Source organism: Trinickia violacea (assembly GCF_005280735.1).
In the GTDB taxonomy this organism is placed as follows: Bacteria; Pseudomonadota; Gammaproteobacteria; order Burkholderiales; family Burkholderiaceae; genus Trinickia_A; species Trinickia_A violacea.
Window position 1 is genome coordinate 2,601,064 of the sequence record NZ_CP040077.1, and the last position, 15,951, is coordinate 2,617,014.

General features: G+C 64.3%; 12 protein-coding genes. 6 read left to right on the plus strand and 6 right to left on the minus strand.

Annotated features, from left to right (window positions below):
• Window positions 1-244: 244 nt before the first annotated feature.
• Window positions 245-1,894: a GMC family oxidoreductase gene (locus tag FAZ95_RS11765; protein ID WP_137332615.1), complete on the plus strand. Its 1,650-nt coding sequence runs from the start codon at window positions 245-247 to the stop codon at window positions 1,892-1,894.
• A gap of 51 nt (window positions 1,895-1,945) precedes the next feature.
• Here FAZ95_RS11765 and FAZ95_RS11770 read toward each other — a convergent pair whose 3' ends face one another.
• From FAZ95_RS11770 to sauS, 3 genes are all read right to left on the minus strand, one after another.
• Window positions 1,946-3,328 carry an MFS transporter gene (locus FAZ95_RS11770; protein ID WP_137332616.1) on the minus strand — a complete coding sequence of 461 codons (1,383 nt, stop codon included), beginning with the start codon at window positions 3,326-3,328 and terminating at the stop codon, window positions 1,946-1,948.
• Between the two features lie 96 nt (window positions 3,329-3,424).
• Window positions 3,425-5,128, minus strand: a complete 1,704-nt coding sequence (locus FAZ95_RS11775; RefSeq protein ID WP_137332617.1) for an AMP-binding protein — start codon at window positions 5,126-5,128, stop codon at window positions 3,425-3,427.
• Complete coding sequence (sauS, locus tag FAZ95_RS11780; protein ID WP_137332618.1) at window positions 5,125-6,573, minus strand: acylating sulfoacetaldehyde dehydrogenase; 1,449 nt, start codon at window positions 6,571-6,573, stop codon at window positions 5,125-5,127. Before sauS ends, FAZ95_RS11775 begins: the two co-directional genes overlap by 4 nt.
• Before the next feature lie 211 nt (window positions 6,574-6,784).
• Here sauS and FAZ95_RS11785 point away from each other — a divergent pair, with 211 nt between their 5' ends.
• Window positions 6,785-7,549, plus strand: coding sequence for an IclR family transcriptional regulator (locus tag FAZ95_RS11785; protein ID WP_254699679.1), 765 nt, complete (start codon window positions 6,785-6,787; stop codon window positions 7,547-7,549).
• A 229-nt stretch (window positions 7,550-7,778) separates the two neighbouring features.
• Window positions 7,779-9,125, plus strand: a complete 1,347-nt coding sequence (locus tag FAZ95_RS11795) for a cupin domain-containing protein (protein WP_137332619.1) — start codon at window positions 7,779-7,781, stop codon at window positions 9,123-9,125.
• Window positions 9,126-9,398: 273 nt separating this feature from the next.
• Here FAZ95_RS11795 and FAZ95_RS11800 read toward each other — a convergent pair whose 3' ends face one another.
• The 3 genes from FAZ95_RS11800 to FAZ95_RS11810 are packed head-to-tail and all read right to left on the minus strand — an operon-like array spanning window position 9,399 to window position 12,729.
• On the minus strand, window positions 9,399-9,521 hold the full coding sequence (locus tag FAZ95_RS11800; protein WP_175425572.1) for a helix-turn-helix domain-containing protein: 123 nt from the start codon (window positions 9,519-9,521) through the stop codon (window positions 9,399-9,401).
• Window positions 9,518-11,899 (minus strand): hypothetical protein, encoded by a 2,382-nt coding sequence (locus FAZ95_RS11805; protein WP_137332621.1) that lies wholly within the window; start codon window positions 11,897-11,899, stop codon window positions 9,518-9,520. The genes FAZ95_RS11800 and FAZ95_RS11805 overlap by 4 nt, the downstream gene beginning before the upstream one ends.
• A 47-nt stretch (window positions 11,900-11,946) precedes the next feature.
• Window positions 11,947-12,729 (minus strand): eCIS core domain-containing protein, encoded by a 783-nt coding sequence (locus FAZ95_RS11810; protein ID WP_137332622.1) that lies wholly within the window; start codon window positions 12,727-12,729, stop codon window positions 11,947-11,949.
• A 546-nt stretch (window positions 12,730-13,275) separates the two neighbouring features.
• Here FAZ95_RS11810 and FAZ95_RS11815 point away from each other — a divergent pair.
• The 3 genes from FAZ95_RS11815 (at window position 13,276) to FAZ95_RS11825 (ending at window position 15,902) form a co-directional block, all read left to right on the plus strand.
• Window positions 13,276-14,802 carry a hypothetical protein gene (locus tag FAZ95_RS11815; RefSeq protein WP_137332623.1) on the plus strand — a complete coding sequence of 509 codons (1,527 nt, stop codon included), beginning with the start codon at window positions 13,276-13,278 and terminating at the stop codon, window positions 14,800-14,802.
• 180 nt (window positions 14,803-14,982) lie between these two features.
• Entirely contained in the window at window positions 14,983-15,465 is a 483-nt protein-coding gene (locus FAZ95_RS11820) for a lysozyme (protein WP_137332624.1), read from the plus strand.
• A complete protein-coding gene (locus tag FAZ95_RS11825) occupies window positions 15,465-15,902 on the plus strand; it encodes a lysozyme inhibitor LprI family protein (RefSeq protein ID WP_175425573.1) in 438 nt (145 codons plus the stop codon). Before FAZ95_RS11820 ends, FAZ95_RS11825 begins: the two co-directional genes overlap by 1 nt.
• The last annotated feature ends 49 nt before the right edge of the window (window positions 15,903-15,951 follow it).

Consider the following 15,951-nt stretch of genomic DNA (forward strand, 5'->3'; position numbering starts at 1 on the left):
CCGCGAGACCACCTCGCCAACGCGATCCGCAGGGAAAATTCTAAGCAGGCCCGATGGGCTCAGGTAGGGCCAGTGGCCGGGTTTCGGCTGGTACAGCTGGCGGCTTTTGGTGCCGATTCGGTACTTTCCGTTCCACTTTCGGCGCGCGAACGCGGCTGAACTTGCGAACGCCCGCGCCATCCGCGACATTGAAGCGAAAAGCACGAAACACTAGGTTTCGCGTGGATTGTGAGGAACGCTTTCCATGGAACACGAAGTCGACTATCTGATCGTCGGAGCGGGCTCGGCCGGATGCGTGCTGGCCAACCGCCTGAGCGCCGATCCGCGCAACTCGGTCCTGCTGCTGGAGGCCGGCGGCAAAGACACGAACCCCTGGATCCACGTGCCGGTCGGCTATTTCAAGACCATGCACGATCCCGAGCTCGACTGGTGCTATCGCACCGAGCCCGACGACAACGTCGCCGGCCGCCGGATCGACTGGCCGCGCGGCAAGGTGCTGGGCGGCTCGAGCTCGCTCAACGGCCTGCTCTACGTGCGCGGGCAGCGCGAGGACTACGATCGGTGGGCCGAGCTCGGCAACCGCGGCTGGCGCTATGCCGACGTGCTGCCCCACTTCAAGAAATCCGAAGACCAGGAGCGCGGCGCCGACGCGTATCACGGCGTAGGCGGGCCGCTGAAAGTGTCCGACCTCCGGCTGCGCCGCCCGATCGCCGATCATTTCATCGCGGCCGCTCAGGACATCGGCATCCCGCTCAACCCCGACTACAACGGCGCCGCCCAGGAAGGCGTCGGCTATTTCCAGCAGACGGCCTACAAGGGCTTTCGCTGGAGCACCGCAAAGGGCTTTCTCAAGCCCGCGCGCGATCGCGCCAACCTCCGCGTCGAGACCCGCGCGCAGGCCTGCCGCGTGCTCTTCGAAGGCAACGCGGCCGTCGGCGTCGAGTACCTGCAGGGCGGCGAGCGCAAGACGGCGCGCGCGCGCGTCGAAGTCATCCTCGCATCCGGGGCGATCGGCTCGCCGCAGCTCCTCCAGCTCTCCGGCATCGGTCCTGCGAAGCTGCTGCAAAGCGTCGGCGTGCCGGTACGTCTCGATCTGCCCGGCGTCGGCCGGAATCTCCAGGACCATCTGCAAGTGCGGCTCGTGTTCCGCACGCGCGAGCGCACGCTCAACGACGAAGTGAACCATCCGCTTCGCAAAGCGTGGATCGGCGTGCAATACGCGCTCTGGCGCACCGGGCCGCTCACGCTGGCCGCGAGCCAAGTCGCCATCTTCACGCGCTCGAGCCCCGGCGCCGATCGTCCCGACATCCAGTTCCACATGCAGCCGCTGTCCGCCGACAAGCCCGGCCAAGGGGCGCATCCGTTCTCCGCGTTCACCGCTTCGGTGTGCCAGCTGCGGCCGTTCAGCCGCGGCAGCGTCGAGCTCCGCTCGGCCGATCCGCTGCAGTATCCGGCGATCCGCGCCAACTACCTGTCGGACGAGCGCGACCATCCGGTCGTGATCGGCGGGATCAAGGTCGCGCGGCGCATCGCGGCCGCGCCCTCGCTCGCGCCGCACATCGTCTCCGAGTTCGTGCCCGGCGCGCAGTACCAGAGCGATGCCGAGCTGCTCGACGCGGCCCGCCAGTTCAGCCAGTCGATCTATCATCCGGCGGGCACCTGCAAGATGGGCCACGATCTGAGCCGGGATCCGCTCGCGGTCGTCGACGAGCGCCTGCGCGTGCACGGCGTCGCGCGGCTGCGCGTGGTCGACGCGTCGATCATGCCGGAGCTCGTCTCGGGCAACACTAACGCGCCCGTCATCATGATCGCCGAGAAGGCCGCCGACATGATCCTCGAAGACCGGACACTGTCGCCCGTCTCGCGGTTCGAACACGCCGAAGCCCGCACTTGAAGTCGCGAGGCGCCCCATACCGCGCTCGCCCCGCCCGTCAATGCCGTCCGCTCAACGCCGCCAGCGCAGCGGCCGGCGGAAGATGTGCCGCTCGATCCGCACCGGCGGCACCGCGTCGAGAAACGCCAACGCGCCGCCCGTCCGTGCGCCCTCTTGCCGCTCGCGTTCCTCGTCGGCCTCGACGGTGCGGCTCGTGTCGATGAACAGCGCCGCGACGATGCCAAGCGCAAGCAGCCCCGCCGAGACGGCGAACGGCGCGCCATAGCCGCCGGTATGCTCGATCAGATAGCCGAACGCGACCGGCGAGACCATCCCGGCGAGGCCGAAGCCCGTGTTCATCATGCCGCCCGCCGTGCCCGCGTACTTGCCGGCGATATCGAGCGGCAGCGTCCACAAGACGGGGTTCGTGATTTCGAGGAAGAAGAACGACCCGGTCAGCAGCCACACGGCCGTCAACGGATCCGCCACCGAGATCGTCGGCAGCAGGAACGCGAGCGAGCCTCCCATGCCGACCACCAGCACCGCGCAGCGCGCGAAGCGCAGCCGCCCGGTGAGCTTGAAGATCCGGTCCGACACCACGCCGCCGAGCGTGTCGCCGACCACGCCCGCGAGCAGCGGCAGCGCAGTGAAGAGCGCGAGATGCTTGAGGTCGAAGCCGCGCGACTCCTTGAGGTAGGACGGCAGCCAGGTCAGGTAGACCCACAGCAGCCAGCCATAGCAGAAGTCGACGAAGGTCACGAGCCACATGCGATGGATCAGCTTGCGCCACGGCGTCGCCGAGCGCTTCGCGCGCTCGCAGTCGCCCGCGCGATAGCCGATTTCGGCGGTTTCCTCGGGCGTGATGCGGCGATTCTGCTCAGGCGAATTGGTGAACACGAAGAGGTAGAGCACGGTCCACGCGAGGCTCGCGATGCCGAGCAGGATGAACGCGCTGCGCCAGCCGCTCGCGACCACCACCGCGAGCACGACGGGCGGCGTCACCGCGCCGCCGAGGCGCGCGAAGCTGTGCGTGATCCCCTGCGCGAAGCCGCGCTCGCCGACCGGCATCCAGTAGGTAAAGGCGCGCGTGGCCGTGGGGAACGCACCGCCCTCGCCGATGCCGAGCACGAAGCGCAGCATCACGAGCACGATGACGCTGCCGGCGAAGCCCGTGGCGAGCGTCGCCGCGCCCCAGATCAGCGAGAGCGTCGTCAGCACGAGCTTCGGGCCAAATTTATCCGACAGCCAGCCGCCGATGATCTGCATCGCCGCATACGGATAGGCGAACGCCGAAAACACGAGGCCGAGCTCCATCGTCGTCAGGCCCATCTCGTGACGGATCAGCGGTCCCGCGACGGCGATGTTCACGCGGTCGATGTAAGAGATGAAATACATCAGACACATGACCGCCAAGATGATGTGGCGCGTCTTCACGCGCCGTAGATGCTGTCCCATGCTGTTGTCTCCGAATGTCTCTTTTGTGATGACTGCCGGGCCTGCCTGATCTGCCAAACCGGTCGCCGGCCGCACGATGCGAGCGGTCAACGCGCGTCAATCGGGCGGCGGGGCCACGAGCTTCAGGCGCTGCACCTTGCCCGAGGGACCGCGCGGCAATTCGCTCACGAAGCGGATTTCCTTCGGCGTCTTGTAGCGGCCCAGTTCGCGCAGGCAGTGCGCGCGCAGCGCGTCGGCATCGGGCGCGCCGCCGGGCCAGTGCGACTCGCGCGGCACGACGAAGGCCACGATCTCCTGCCCGTAGGCGGGATCGGGCACGCCGACCGCGGCCGCGTCGAGCACGCCCGGGTGGCGCAGCAGCGCCTCGTCGACCTCGCGCGGCGCGATGTTCTCACCGCCCTTGATGATCAGCTCCTTCGCGCGGCCGTTGATGTAGAAGTAGCCCTCGTCGTCGCGATAGCCGAGGTCGCCGGTGCGCAACCAGCCGTCGGCCGTGAACGCCTTCGCGGTCTCCTCCGGGCGCTTGTAGTAGCCGCGCATCACCTGCTCGCCGCGCAGCACGATTTCGCCGCTCTGGTTCGGCGCGCACTCGCGGCCTTCGAGGTCGATCACCTTCGCCTCGCCGCCCGACGGCAGGCCGATGCTGCCGACGCGCCGCCGAGCCGGTTCGTACGGATTGCTGAAGGCGGGCGCGGCGGTTTCGGTCATGCCCATCGTCTCGATGATGCCGATCCCGAAGCGCGCTTCGAAGGCGCGGTGATGGTCTCCCGGCAGCGCCGCCGACGCGCTGCGGCAGAACTTGAGCGCCGAGAGGTCGAAGCCGAGCGGCCCATCGCCGTTGAGCAGATACGCGACGATCGTCGGCACCACGTTGATCCAGGTGCAGCCGTAGCGCGCGGCGTCGCGCCAGAAGGTGCGCGTCGAGAAGCGCGGCGCCATCGCGACCGAGCCCGCGTGATAGAGCGGCGTGACGAGCGTCACGACCAGCCCGTTGATGTGATAGAGCGGCAGCGACGCGAGCACGCGGTCTTCGGCGCCGAGCCGATGCTCGGCGCTGATGTTGCGCGCATTGGCGAGCAGGTTGCGGTGGCTCAGCTGCACGCCCTTGGGCGCGCCTGTCGTGCCGGACGTGTACATCAGCAAGGCGATGTCGTCCGCGTGGCACGGTGCGCTCCGGGCGGCTTCGCGGCTCGCGCCGGTGCTCGCCGCCGAGGCGCCTTCTCGCCGCAGGGCTACGGCCGCCGGCGCACTCGCTTCGGCGAACGCGGTCTCGAGCGTCGGCAACACCGGCAGCATCGGCAGTTCCAGCGCATCAGGCGCCGTGCGCACGAGGGCGATCTCGCGCGTCGAGCCCGCTTCGCGCAGTTCGGCGAGTACGGCGGCCAGCGCGTCGACGGTCTCGTCGCACGCGAAGATCATGCGCGTGTCCGAATGCTCGACGATGTAGCGCAGTTGCGAAGCCTGGCACAGCAGATTCAGCGGATGCGCGACGAGCCCGCTGTACATGGCGCCGAGCAGCAGCGTGGCCGTCTGGTTGCCGTTGCCCATGAATACCGAGACGACGTCGCCGGGCCGCAGGCCAGCATCATGAAAGCGCGTTTCGAGCTCGCGGCAGCGCGCGCGCAGCATCGCGAAGGTCAGCGCCGCGGCGGCCGCTTTCTCGTCGCGCTTTTCGTCGCGCATTTCGTCCTTCTGCCCGCTGCTCTCCTCGCCCTCGGGCACGGCCAGCAGGAACGGCTTGTTGGCATCGTGCGCAGCGCGTGCGTCGATCAGCGCGCGCAGAGTCATGGGCTTGCTCATCGGCCGACTCTCCTGAAGTAATCGCCAAGCAACGCGTCGAGCTCCGGCACACGCTCTTCGATCGGATACGCCACGCGCGTCACGTTCAGGTAATGGCGAAAGCCGAGGTTGCCCGAGAAGTTGTTGCGGCCCCACGTGCCGCAGCCCATCGACAGCGAGAACGGCAAGCCGTTGTCGAAGTTGCCGCCCGTCGCGAGGCAGTGCGCCTGGTTGACGATCACGCGGGCGACCGGCAGCCGTTCGCCCAGCGCGATGGCGAAGAAGTCGGGGTTCGCCGTGTGCAGTCCGACCGAATGGCCCGCGCCCATGTACGCGTAGATGTCGCGAACAATCTGTCCGGCGGCGGCGAAGTCGCGCGCACGATAGACCGCGAGCACCGGCGCCAGCTTCTCGCCCGAGAACGGATGGCCGGCGCCGAAGCCGCTTTCCTCGACCATCAGGAACGTCGGCTCGCGCGCAGCCACGTCGGCGAGACCCGCCCTCTGCGCGATCTGCGTCGCCGATTTTGCAATGCAGCGCTCGGAGAGCTTGCCATCGCGCCACATCGCCGCCTGCAACTGCGCCTTTTGCGCCGCATCGAGCAGCACGCCGCCGCACTGGGCCAGCTCGGCAAGCATGGCGTCGTAGACCGCGTCTTCGATCACGACGCTGTTTTCCGACGAGCAGCTCGTCGCATTGTCGAAGGTCTTCGACAGCGCGATCTTGTGCGCCGCATCGCGCAGATCGGCCGAGCGCTCGACGATCGACGCGACGTTGCCCGCGCCGACGCCGAAGGCCGGCGTGCCGCTCGCATAGGCCATGCGCACGTTCGCCTGCGAGCCCGTCGCCACGACGAGGTCGGCCTGCCGCATCAGCGCGGCGGTCGCGGCCTTGCCGATCGGCGCGGGCAGCATCTGCACGAGCGCGGGGTCGAGCCCGGCCTTCTCGAACTGCGCGTGGATGAAGTCGATCAGCAGCGCGCAAGACGAATAGCCCTTCGGCGAGGGCGCGACGATCACGGCATTGCCGCACTTGAGCGCGTTGATGATCTTGTTCGCGGGCGTGGCGGCCGGGTTCGTGGACGGCGTCACCGCAGCGACGACGCCCACTGCGCGTGCAATCTCGACGATGCCCGCCGCCGGGTCGCGCGCAACCACCCCGCAGGTCGCTTGGCCGTGCAGATCGCGCAACAGCCCAAGGGTCTTGCGGTAATTCTTGCGGACCTTGTCGTCGGCGTTGCCAAGTCCGGTATCGCGTACCGCCAGCTCGGCGAGCTGGCGATTGCGCGCCGGTTCCATGATCGCCCATGCGGCCGCGGCGGCAGCCGTGTCGAGCGTCGCCTGCCCGGCGAACTCGAAGATTCGTTGTGCGTCCCGCGCACGCGCGACAAGCGCGGCGACGCGCTGCTCCATCTCGTCATCCGCCGACGCGACGGCAGACTCGGCTGCTGCTGCCCTGACATTCATATGCGGCACTCCCAATCGAAGAGAATCGGTGGTGCTGTCAATCTATTCCCGCAAGGGCGCGTTGCGAGTCCCGTTTCCCGGTCATTCCCGGACTGCGTGCGTCAGGGCAGCAGAAACTGCGAATTTCGGGACTTTCCATAGTCCCGAAAACTGCACGATGAGATACACAATGAGGACGTGCGCGGCACGACCGCCATCTTCAGGAGAGACCGTGTCGACATCGAATCAATCGAACGCGGCGGCCGTGCGAGCGTTTCGCGTGCTCGAAACGCTCGCCGAGGCAGGCCACCCGCTATCCATGATGGATCTCGTGCATACGCTCGACTTGCCCAAGCAGACCGTGCACCGCATCCTCATGCAGCTGGCCGACGCGTGGCTCGTCACGCGCGGCGCCGGTGACAAGCTCTACGAATGTTCGCCGCGCGTGCGCATGCTGGCCGTCAACGTGCTCATGCACGCCGGGCCGGCGGCGGCGCGCCACGAACTGCTCGAGCAGCTCGTGGCGAAGATCGGCGAGACCTGCAACCTGACCATGCTGTCCGGCAACGACGTCGTCTACGTGGACCGCGTCGAAACGGAGTGGCCGCTGCGCATGCATCTTCAGCCGGGATCGCATGTGCCGCTGCACTGCTCGGCAAGCGGCAAGCTATTGATCAGCTTCTTGCCGAAGGACCGGCGCGAGCGCGTCATCGAGACACTGCCGCTGCGTGCTTATTCGGAGCGCACCATCACCGACCGCGAAGCGCTGCGCAAAGAGCTCGCCGCAACCCGCCGGCGCCGGCTCGCGATCAACAACCAGGAGCATCTGCAAGGGCTGATCGCGATTGCGGTGCCGGTGATGCTCGACCGCAACCGCGCCTGCGCGGCGATCGCCGTACAGGCGCCGGTCGGGCGCGTGACGCTCGATGATCTGCTGGCGTTCGTGCCCGATCTGCGGCACGCGGCCGACGAGACCGCCAAGACCTTCCGCGAATGAGCGCGCCCCGGCACGCGGCCGGGGCGGTCGGAGAGACTGCCGAACAGCGGAATGAAGAAGCACATCACGAGCGCCGCGATCATCACGCCGAGCAGCGCGCCGGTGCGGTCCATCTTGATGTGCTGCGTCAGATAACCGATGCCTGCCAACTCTGACAGGCCGCATTTCGCGGCCTGTATTTATATAGTGGAGTGACCACCATCAATCGTGCCCCAAGGAGGAGACACCTATGACGCTGGTCCCGCAAACACGCGCCCCACTGCAGCAGTTGTTCCCCGCCGAGGCGTCCGCGCATACGCCTGCCGACACCCGTCCCGGCTCCGGCTGGCCCGTCGCGTTCACGAACTACGAATTCCCTGTCAAGGGACAAGGCACGGTCTCGTTCACGTTCAAGACCGAAGGGCCTTTCCGCATCGTGCTGGGCTCGGAAAAAAACTTGGACGGCACGCTGCTCGTGCTCGAGGTCGGCCTGGACAAGACAGTCCTGCGCCGCGACAACGGCACGGACGCCGCCGGCGTGATCGCCGAAACCACTGCGAAGAAAGCGCTGGTCGACCCGGGAATCGCGATCTCGTACTGGATGAGCCTCGATTACTTGAACGCGCGCGTGCGCTTCGGCAAGGGCGAGATGCTGCCGCAACTCGTCGTGTTCGAAGCGCCGCTGCCGGTCACGCCGCCCAATCCCGCCGCGCTGTCCGCCGGAGCGACTGCAAAGGCGCGTCGCGAAGCGCGCAAAGCAGCGGCAAGCGAGGCGGCCGGAGCGTTCAAGAGCCTGCGCTACATCGGCATCGCGGCGCGGGCAGGCACGCCGCGTCCGGTCGCGCTCGCGCACCTGCTGTGGCCGCTGCCCGTCGTGCTCGCACCGCCGCCCGTGCTGGTTTCGAGCGACCGCATCACGCTCGACATGATCGCGCGCAACCAGGCGACCGTGATCGAAAGCCTGCCCGACGCGTGCCAGGTGCTGTACGGCAATGTCGGCGGTCCCGCGATCGAGCTCGATACGCCGGACTTCCCCGATTTCTCGGCCGCGATCAACTACAGCATCGTCACGCCGGGCTGCCTCTGTTACGAGAAGCTGAAGGAAAAGGCCAGCGAGTTCGGCAAATACGAGCCGGACGAAACCTATCTGCGCATCACGATCGGCCCGAACCAGGGCGACTCGCCCGGCTCCCCTTACGTGCTGGAGATCTGGCCCGGCAACCACTATTCGCCGATCCACGACCACGGCGAGGCGTGCGCGGTGATCAAGGTGCTGCACGGCGACATCTGGGTCGAGCTCTATCCCGAGCTGAATCCGGACGTCACCGACTATTTCACCGAGGCGGTGTTTCACCAGGGCGAAGTGACCTACCTGACACCCGAGTATTACCAGGTGCACAAGCTCGTCAACCGCAACCCGCCGGGCAACATGACGGCGACGATCCAGTGCTACCGCTACCCCGATAACGACGCGGTGCACTGGGAGTACTTCGATTACATCGACGGCGACCAGATCAAGCAGTTCACGCCGAACTCGGATTGGGAATACCTGGCGTTCCGAGCGCTGATCCGGGCGGAATGGGCGAAGGTGAATTGAACTCGCGAGCCCGTGCCGCGGCGCCGACGAGGTCTTCGAGAACGTCGCGAACGATCTCGTCGTGCCGACCGAGGGCGTCTGGCAACGCAATGGGAACGTCGCATTCCCGTTGCGCCCTGAGCGTGTGTTCACGCTTGATCACTCGCAAGGCGTGATGCCCACCGGCTTTTTCCGCATGAGTCGGTTGCGAACCACCTGTTGAGCTGGCTCGAGCTGGCGGGGCACTGACTCGCTGGTTCAACAGCCGATGATTCATCGACTCTCGCGATAGCGCTACGGCGTTTCGCCCAACGCGCGCCGGAACATGCTGATGAAGACACTCAAATTCGCGTAGCCGAGGTCCGTCGCGATAGTCGGGACTGGCGTGCCCTGCACGAGCCGCGCTTTCTCAATCACGGGCAGGCACGTGGCGTCAGGCTAATGCATTTGATCGTGAAGTACTTATGATCGCGGTGGAGCCCCCGGCGCTTGAATTCGCCGATGCTCATTGTTTGCGGTGGATCTCCAGCTCGATCGGAAAACGTGATTTCCTGTAAATCGTTCTGGAGCGGCCCCGCACTCCGATTTGCGCTAGAGTCAAACGGCCACAAGTTATAAAACTCGTCCGGCCCCGCCCACTGGAGGTCCTGGTTGTGGTCGGCGTCGGTGCCTGCGCCCTTAGTACCTCCGTAGCCGTGCGCTTTCAATTTCTCGTTAAAGCGACGCTTTGCTCCGCCGTCTGGTTCGAAGGCGAGAATCAACAATTTCCCTACTTTGGCAAGGTATTGGCTCTCTACGCCGATCTCGAGGTTCGAATCGGGTAGAGGCAGTGGTTGACCGGGCTTCGTGCGACGGTACTTCTGTCCATCAAGTTCGATGGGCGTGTCGTACAGATTGTCTGGTTTGTACCATTGCATCTCGATCGGATCACTGGGCGTTCTGCCGGTCGGCGCGGAAGCGACACTGGGAGGCGTTACAGGGGGGGCTACCGGACCAAACGGAACCGGTGGGGGAGGACCCGGTGGCGTCGACGGCTTCGCCGGGAACAGCACAAGACAGATGTCAGGAGGCAGCTTTCCTTTCCTGCAAAGGAATTTGCCAAGCTCCTCCAGCCCCATGCAGTGCTCGGGTTCGTGGTCGTCTTGCAGCTCCGTCTCGATGGCGTCGGCCGGGAACTTAGCGGCAGTCGGAGTGCCAATCGCGACCGCCTTGCCGGAACCGGTTGCAATCGTAACTGGCACGCGAATCTCAACCCCTGCATCTCCCAAACGCTGCGACTTTATCGGCCAAATGACGGAGCAGATCTCCTCGCCTTCGATCTCAATGCGCAAGAACGCCTCGTGGTCCAGGTTGGCTAGGGCGCCAAGCTTCACGTCGAACACCTGTCGCAGGATGAAGGACCCGCCGGCATAGCCCACATTGACGGTGTCGCTGAAACCCTCTTTGCCGACCAGGCGAAGGATGGCGCGAAGCCCCAGCTCGGCGCTGGCAAGGATCGGAATCGGCGGCTCCGCAGGAATCACACCCTCTGCCTGAAGTTTGGCCTCATCGGCCTTCTCCACAGAGCCGCTTATCGCGGAGCCGATGTAAAGCTGTGCCGTGCCTAAATAAGTGCCCCCGACCGGATCCAGCACCAAGCTGATGTTCTGCAATCTGACCGGGCCGATAGCCAGGGTAACGGAGGGATCACCAACGATCGTTCCCGCCCAAGCGTCAATGACAAAAGGTCCTAACTTGAAGCCAGCGTCGAAGAGCGTTAGCGTAGGTATGCCGACAGGAAGCACAAAAGTTTCGTCTTCCACCTCGGCGATTTCCTGATCAGGAATGCTAATTACAACTCCCCCTGAAGGCGTTACCGTTACTGTCCCTCCAAAGAGTCCGGCGATGGCATTCGCTCCGCCCATGGCAGTCAATATATCCTCGGTGCCACCGACAACTGCCTGGCCCGCGGCTTCCACGCCGCTGACGACGGCCTTACCCGCCGCCACAGCCCCGCTGGCGACTGCTTCCGCCCCGCTGACCACAGCCTGGCCTGCAGCTTCTACGCCTTGAGCAACCGCCTGGGCACCCGTTTCGACCGCTCCCGCAACTGCCTGGGCGCCGCTTTCAACCGTCTGGCCCACTGCTTGGGCACCCGATGCAACCGCCGAAGCCGCCGCCTCTGCATCCTGCTTGACCGTATCCTCAGCGCTGGATACCACGTTGGCAACGTCGTCCCACGACAGCCGCTGTACAGTGCGCCGCATTTCCCCCGTTTGTTGAATTGTATGGTCATCTACGATACCCGGAGCTTCCGACCCGGCCGTTTCATCCGTGCATACCCGCCGCAGCGAAAGCCGATTCATCCGGCACTGCCCACATTCCTCGTCTGAATCTCCCCCACTCGCACATTTACGCTGGACTACGACCTTCTCCGCTATCTCTTCCGCTTCCTTCTCATATGGGTCGTCAGGATCACTAATAGTTAGCTTCGGCTGCAGTGGTCGGCTAGCACTCGTGGCACGAGATAGCTGCTTTAGCACGGAGGTCTTTGACGGAAGCTCAAGCCTGGCTGCAGGTATGCGCTCCACCTGAGATGCGCCCGCTTGACTGGCCGTGGAGAGCACCTTCTGCACATAGCCGTTGCCGTAGCTTCTCTGCAGCTGCAAGAGGTAATTGCCGGCTCGAGACGACCTTGAAGAAGCGATGCGCTGGATTGCAGAGGCGTGCGCTCGCACAGAAGAGCCGATACCACGGGCAGCCGGATAACGTGCAGAATCGCGCGGCGACGGAGTTGCCCGATCAACTTCGGACAAACTCTCTTCAACGTTTAGCGGCAGCTTCCCGCTAAAGACGACTTGGCTTACGAATTCGGGTCCCGGCACAGGCTCGTTCCTCCGTGGCATGAGGCTGATTCGAGCGGGGGCACCGCGCGATCCACGGCCTGCATCTGCTCCTGCTGGATTACCGCACGCGCCATCTGGTCAGCCTCGACCTCTTGGGGATCCCCAGGCTCGCTCACGGTCATCTTGCGCTGGAGGCCGTCGCCATTCTGCTGCACCACGTGCGTCAGTTCGTGTGCCAGCAACTCCCGGCCGGACGAGCTGCCGGGACTATATTCGCCATGGCGAAAAAACACGTCGCGGCCGGTGGTAAACGCCCGGGCAGCGAGCGACCCATTCAGGCTGTCCGATTTCGCATCCGTGTGAATGCGCACGTCGCTGAAATCGGCGCCGAAGGCGGCCTCCATCCGCGCGCGGGTGCCGTGATCCATACCATGACCGCCACCGCGTGCCGAGTCGATCGAACGTTCAATGGCCGTCATGTCCTGAGCTTGCTCGCCTTCGCCGGCGACACGGCTGAGAACCCGACCGACATACTGGTTGCCGAAGTCCCTCTGCAAGCGTAGCAGCGACTGCTGCGCCCCGGCGCCATCCAGACGCTTCGACCGACTCAGCACACCCGCGTGCGCAGACGCGCACGAAGCGTCCCCAATACGGCAGGCGACACGGTCCACCGGGTCCCGCGCGACAGCTGCACCCGGTGAAGCCGGTTGTATGCGGATCGCTGCTGCCAATCGCTCATCATTGCGCCTGGCCAACGATGTGGCAGCTAGCGCGCTATCGAGTTGTTCGCGTTCGCTCATATCAGCCACTCCTTTCGCGATAGCGCGGTCGCGGATGCCAAGTGCAACGGCCCGCAACAACCCGGCGACCGTGGCGGTCGGGAGTTGCACAAAGTGCGTGGCCCCCGCCCCTGCAGCACCCGCCCTCAGACGGTCCTGAACTCACTGCGGGAAAATGACGCCAACTAGCCGGAATTCATACAGCATATGCAATTCGGACGACTTTCGCGAGATTGATGCTTATCGACGGCGGCAAAGAATGGTAAGCGCGCTCGCTGCGTAGAACACTCCGGGTAGGCGCGATACCTTCAGGCACGCATTGAAATCACAAACTCGCATTAACGAATAAAGTGCGCTTGTACAAGCGCCTTGGCTGTCCTATCTTCAGGAGAAGAAACGACGTTCGATCCCGTTGTCCGGACGCGCACCGCGTTGCGGCACATGGCGGCATAAACGGTCTAACTCCGCATCCATCACCAGCGAATATCGCGTCGCATCTCACTCCTCCGTGGTCTGCCTGGCCAGTCGACGTTGCTGATCGCTGCTCTCATGGTGAAAAGCTAAGCCATGTTTCAAAGAAAAGAATCGGCTTTAAACGCCAAGACATCGACACCATTGTTTCTAAGAGGGTGGCAGAGGGGCGTCGCGCTCTGGGCAGTTGTGATCGCCGTCAATCTGATCGGTGACGGATTGGCCTATGCGTTCCTCCTGAAAGACCAATCGGCCACCGCGTGTTCCGTTGCGTCAACTTTCCCGCTGGCTCCCCACCTGGATGGCGGCGACGCACTTTCCGCCTGGTGGGACGCCGTCAGAATATGGGTCCCTTGCGAGCGGCTGACCGCGGGCAGCCCGCCGTTTTCCATCGAGGATTTCGAATTGGCGGCGACGCTCGCGGCGCTCGCGACAGCGGTATGCGCCGGCCCGTTCATCTGGTTCCTGATGCACACGTGGTTTGCGCGCTACGACGAATTCCGCAACAGCCTTAAGGACGGCGCATTGTGCGCGTATCTGGAGCGCTTCTGGGCACGCCGCCTGATCAGCGAGCTGTCCGACCGTGGCCTCATTGCAAAAGCCTCGGACGAGGAAGATGAGAATTCTTGGCGTACTGCAGCCGCCGCCAATCCTTCGGTTTGCCAATACGTATTCAAGGCGATCTATCACAGCCAATACGGACTGAGTGCTTTCTTGACACCGTTTGTCTTGCTTGTGGCAATTTCCTTTGGCTCGGCGGTGCTCGTCGCCCGCATGCGCGGATGCATGACGGTGGGCGCGGATTGTTCTGCCTTCCTCTTCGGCCATGAAGCACCCGTCGCAATCAGCGCGATCTCCGGGGCGTTCATGTTCGCGGTTGGCGATTCAGTACGTTGCATCAGGCAGAGGAGCCTGACCGTATCGGACGCATACTGGTATGCGTTGAGATTATTCCTTGCAGTGCCAGTTGGGCTCGCGGTTGCTCCCTCCGCCGATCCCAAGTTCGCGCAGACTGCGCTGGCTTTTGGTCTTGCGCTGTTTCCGCTGAACGACTTTCTGAAGGTCATCCGACGCTTCGCATACCCACAGTGGCAACCGAACGACGCTGACGAAAACGGCGACAAGCTGCTACAGCTTGGCGGCGTGACAATTCCCCTTGCCGCCACCTTCGCCGCCGAAGGAATCTACTCGACGGAACAACTGGCCACGACTGACCCCGTTCTGCTGTCGATCCGCACCGGGTTACCATTCCGCTTCATGCTTTCCCTCGGCGCCCAAGCGGTCGTGCGCCGTCATCTCGGCCCTCAGGCAGGCAAGCTGTTGGATATCGGGTTGGCCGACGCACCGTCCATCCTCGACGTCGTCCGGGCACTCGACGCCCCGGCCGGCACTGCCGGCCTCAGGGCACGATCACCGGACGCCATTATCCAGAGTGCGGTTAGACAACTGGGAGGCAGCGACACGAGTGCGCTCAACGCGGCGGTCATCGAGATGAAGTTCCGCCAAATCGCGGCCGAGGCGCTCACCCACTTCCTTGATCAAGCCGTGCCGCTCGAGACGAGGCCCGATCAACCTGCGGAGCCGACGATGCGCGACACCGATGCCGTGCCGGCCGCAGGCTGACGACAGAACCGCTGCACCAAAGGATTTTGAAAACAAGACATATTGGATCGACTTTAAAGAAAACGAATTAACCACGATTGCAGAGACGCCGCGAGAGGAATCTATCTCGAACGGCAAATTGTGGCGCGTCGGTGCCCTCGAAGGGCCCCCTCATGCCTTACTGTATTTCGGAGAGCAATCATGTCAATGCAAATGAGCGATCATGGACGCAGCTTGCTGACCCAATGGGAGGGCTACCGGAACCAGGCATACGACGACGGTGTCGGCGTGCTGACTATCGGCGTCGGACACGCCCTGACGCCGACAGAGAAGAGTTCGGGCGCGCTTGACATCAATGGCACGCCGGTGCCGTACGCGGGCGGAATATCGGATGACCAGGTACAGGCGCTACTGGCATACGATTTGCGGAAATACGAGGGCGCACTTAACGATGCCATTGCGACGGACCTGACGCAGAATCAATTTGATGCACTCGTATCATTTTGCTTTAACATCGGCGTCAATGGATTTCAGAGCAGCTCGGCGCTAAGCGACGTCAACAACAATAACTTGAACGCCGTGCCGGATGATTTGCGCAAGTGGGAAAAGGCCGGTGGCGTCTACAATCAAGGGCTTGCCAACCGCCGAGAAAACGAAATCAAGCTATGGCTAGGGCAGATCTGATGACCCGTCGCGAACTCGATCGAACCGCACTCACGCTCGGCGCACAGGTTTGCCTCGTGCTGACGGTCTGCACCGCCTGCGCGCCGTCCCCGGTCATCGCGCCTTCGGCCGAACCGACAATGGTGCAAACGCAGCAAAACGAAGTTGAGCAGCTCGGCCTTTCCCAGCGCAAGCTCGGAGACCTTCTGCGAGAGCTCTACACGACCTTGCCGCCTGATTCGGCGCGCCAGCTTCACGACACGCAAGCGCGGTGGGAGACGCTCGCTCATGACGAGTGTTCGTGGCAGCGCGATCTTTCCGGAGGCGGTTCGATGTCCTCACTGGTGTACGCCACCTGCCTCGATCGACGGCTACGCGAACGTATCGACTGGCTCAAGCTGTTCCTCTGCGAGGGTTACGGCAGCACCGGGGAGTGCCAGGCTTCGAAGCAGTATTGATTCCGACAACGATCCGCGCGCGTACGTCTTGTGACACGCATTCCGCTCC

Excerpts from the sequence above, each read along its gene's own strand:
- FAZ95_RS11765 (WP_137332615.1), top strand. The coding sequence starts at position 245 with ATGGAACACGAAGTCGACTATCTGATCGTCGGAGCGGGCTCGGCCGGA.
- FAZ95_RS11770 (WP_137332616.1), bottom strand. The coding sequence starts at position 3,328 with ATGGGACAGCATCTACGGCGCGTGAAGACGCGCCACATCATCTTGGCG.
- FAZ95_RS11775 (WP_137332617.1), bottom strand. The coding sequence starts at position 5,128 with ATGAGCAAGCCCATGACTCTGCGCGCGCTGATCGACGCACGCGCTGCG.
- sauS (WP_137332618.1), bottom strand. The coding sequence starts at position 6,573 with ATGAATGTCAGGGCAGCAGCAGCCGAGTCTGCCGTCGCGTCGGCGGAT.
- FAZ95_RS11795 (WP_137332619.1), top strand. The coding sequence starts at position 7,779 with ATGACGCTGGTCCCGCAAACACGCGCCCCACTGCAGCAGTTGTTCCCC.
- FAZ95_RS11810 (WP_137332622.1), bottom strand. The coding sequence starts at position 12,729 with ATGAGCGAACGCGAACAACTCGATAGCGCGCTAGCTGCCACATCGTTG.
- FAZ95_RS11815 (WP_137332623.1), top strand. The coding sequence starts at position 13,276 with ATGTTTCAAAGAAAAGAATCGGCTTTAAACGCCAAGACATCGACACCA.
- FAZ95_RS11820 (WP_137332624.1), top strand. The coding sequence starts at position 14,983 with ATGTCAATGCAAATGAGCGATCATGGACGCAGCTTGCTGACCCAATGG.
- FAZ95_RS11825 (WP_175425573.1), top strand. The coding sequence starts at position 15,465 with ATGACCCGTCGCGAACTCGATCGAACCGCACTCACGCTCGGCGCACAG.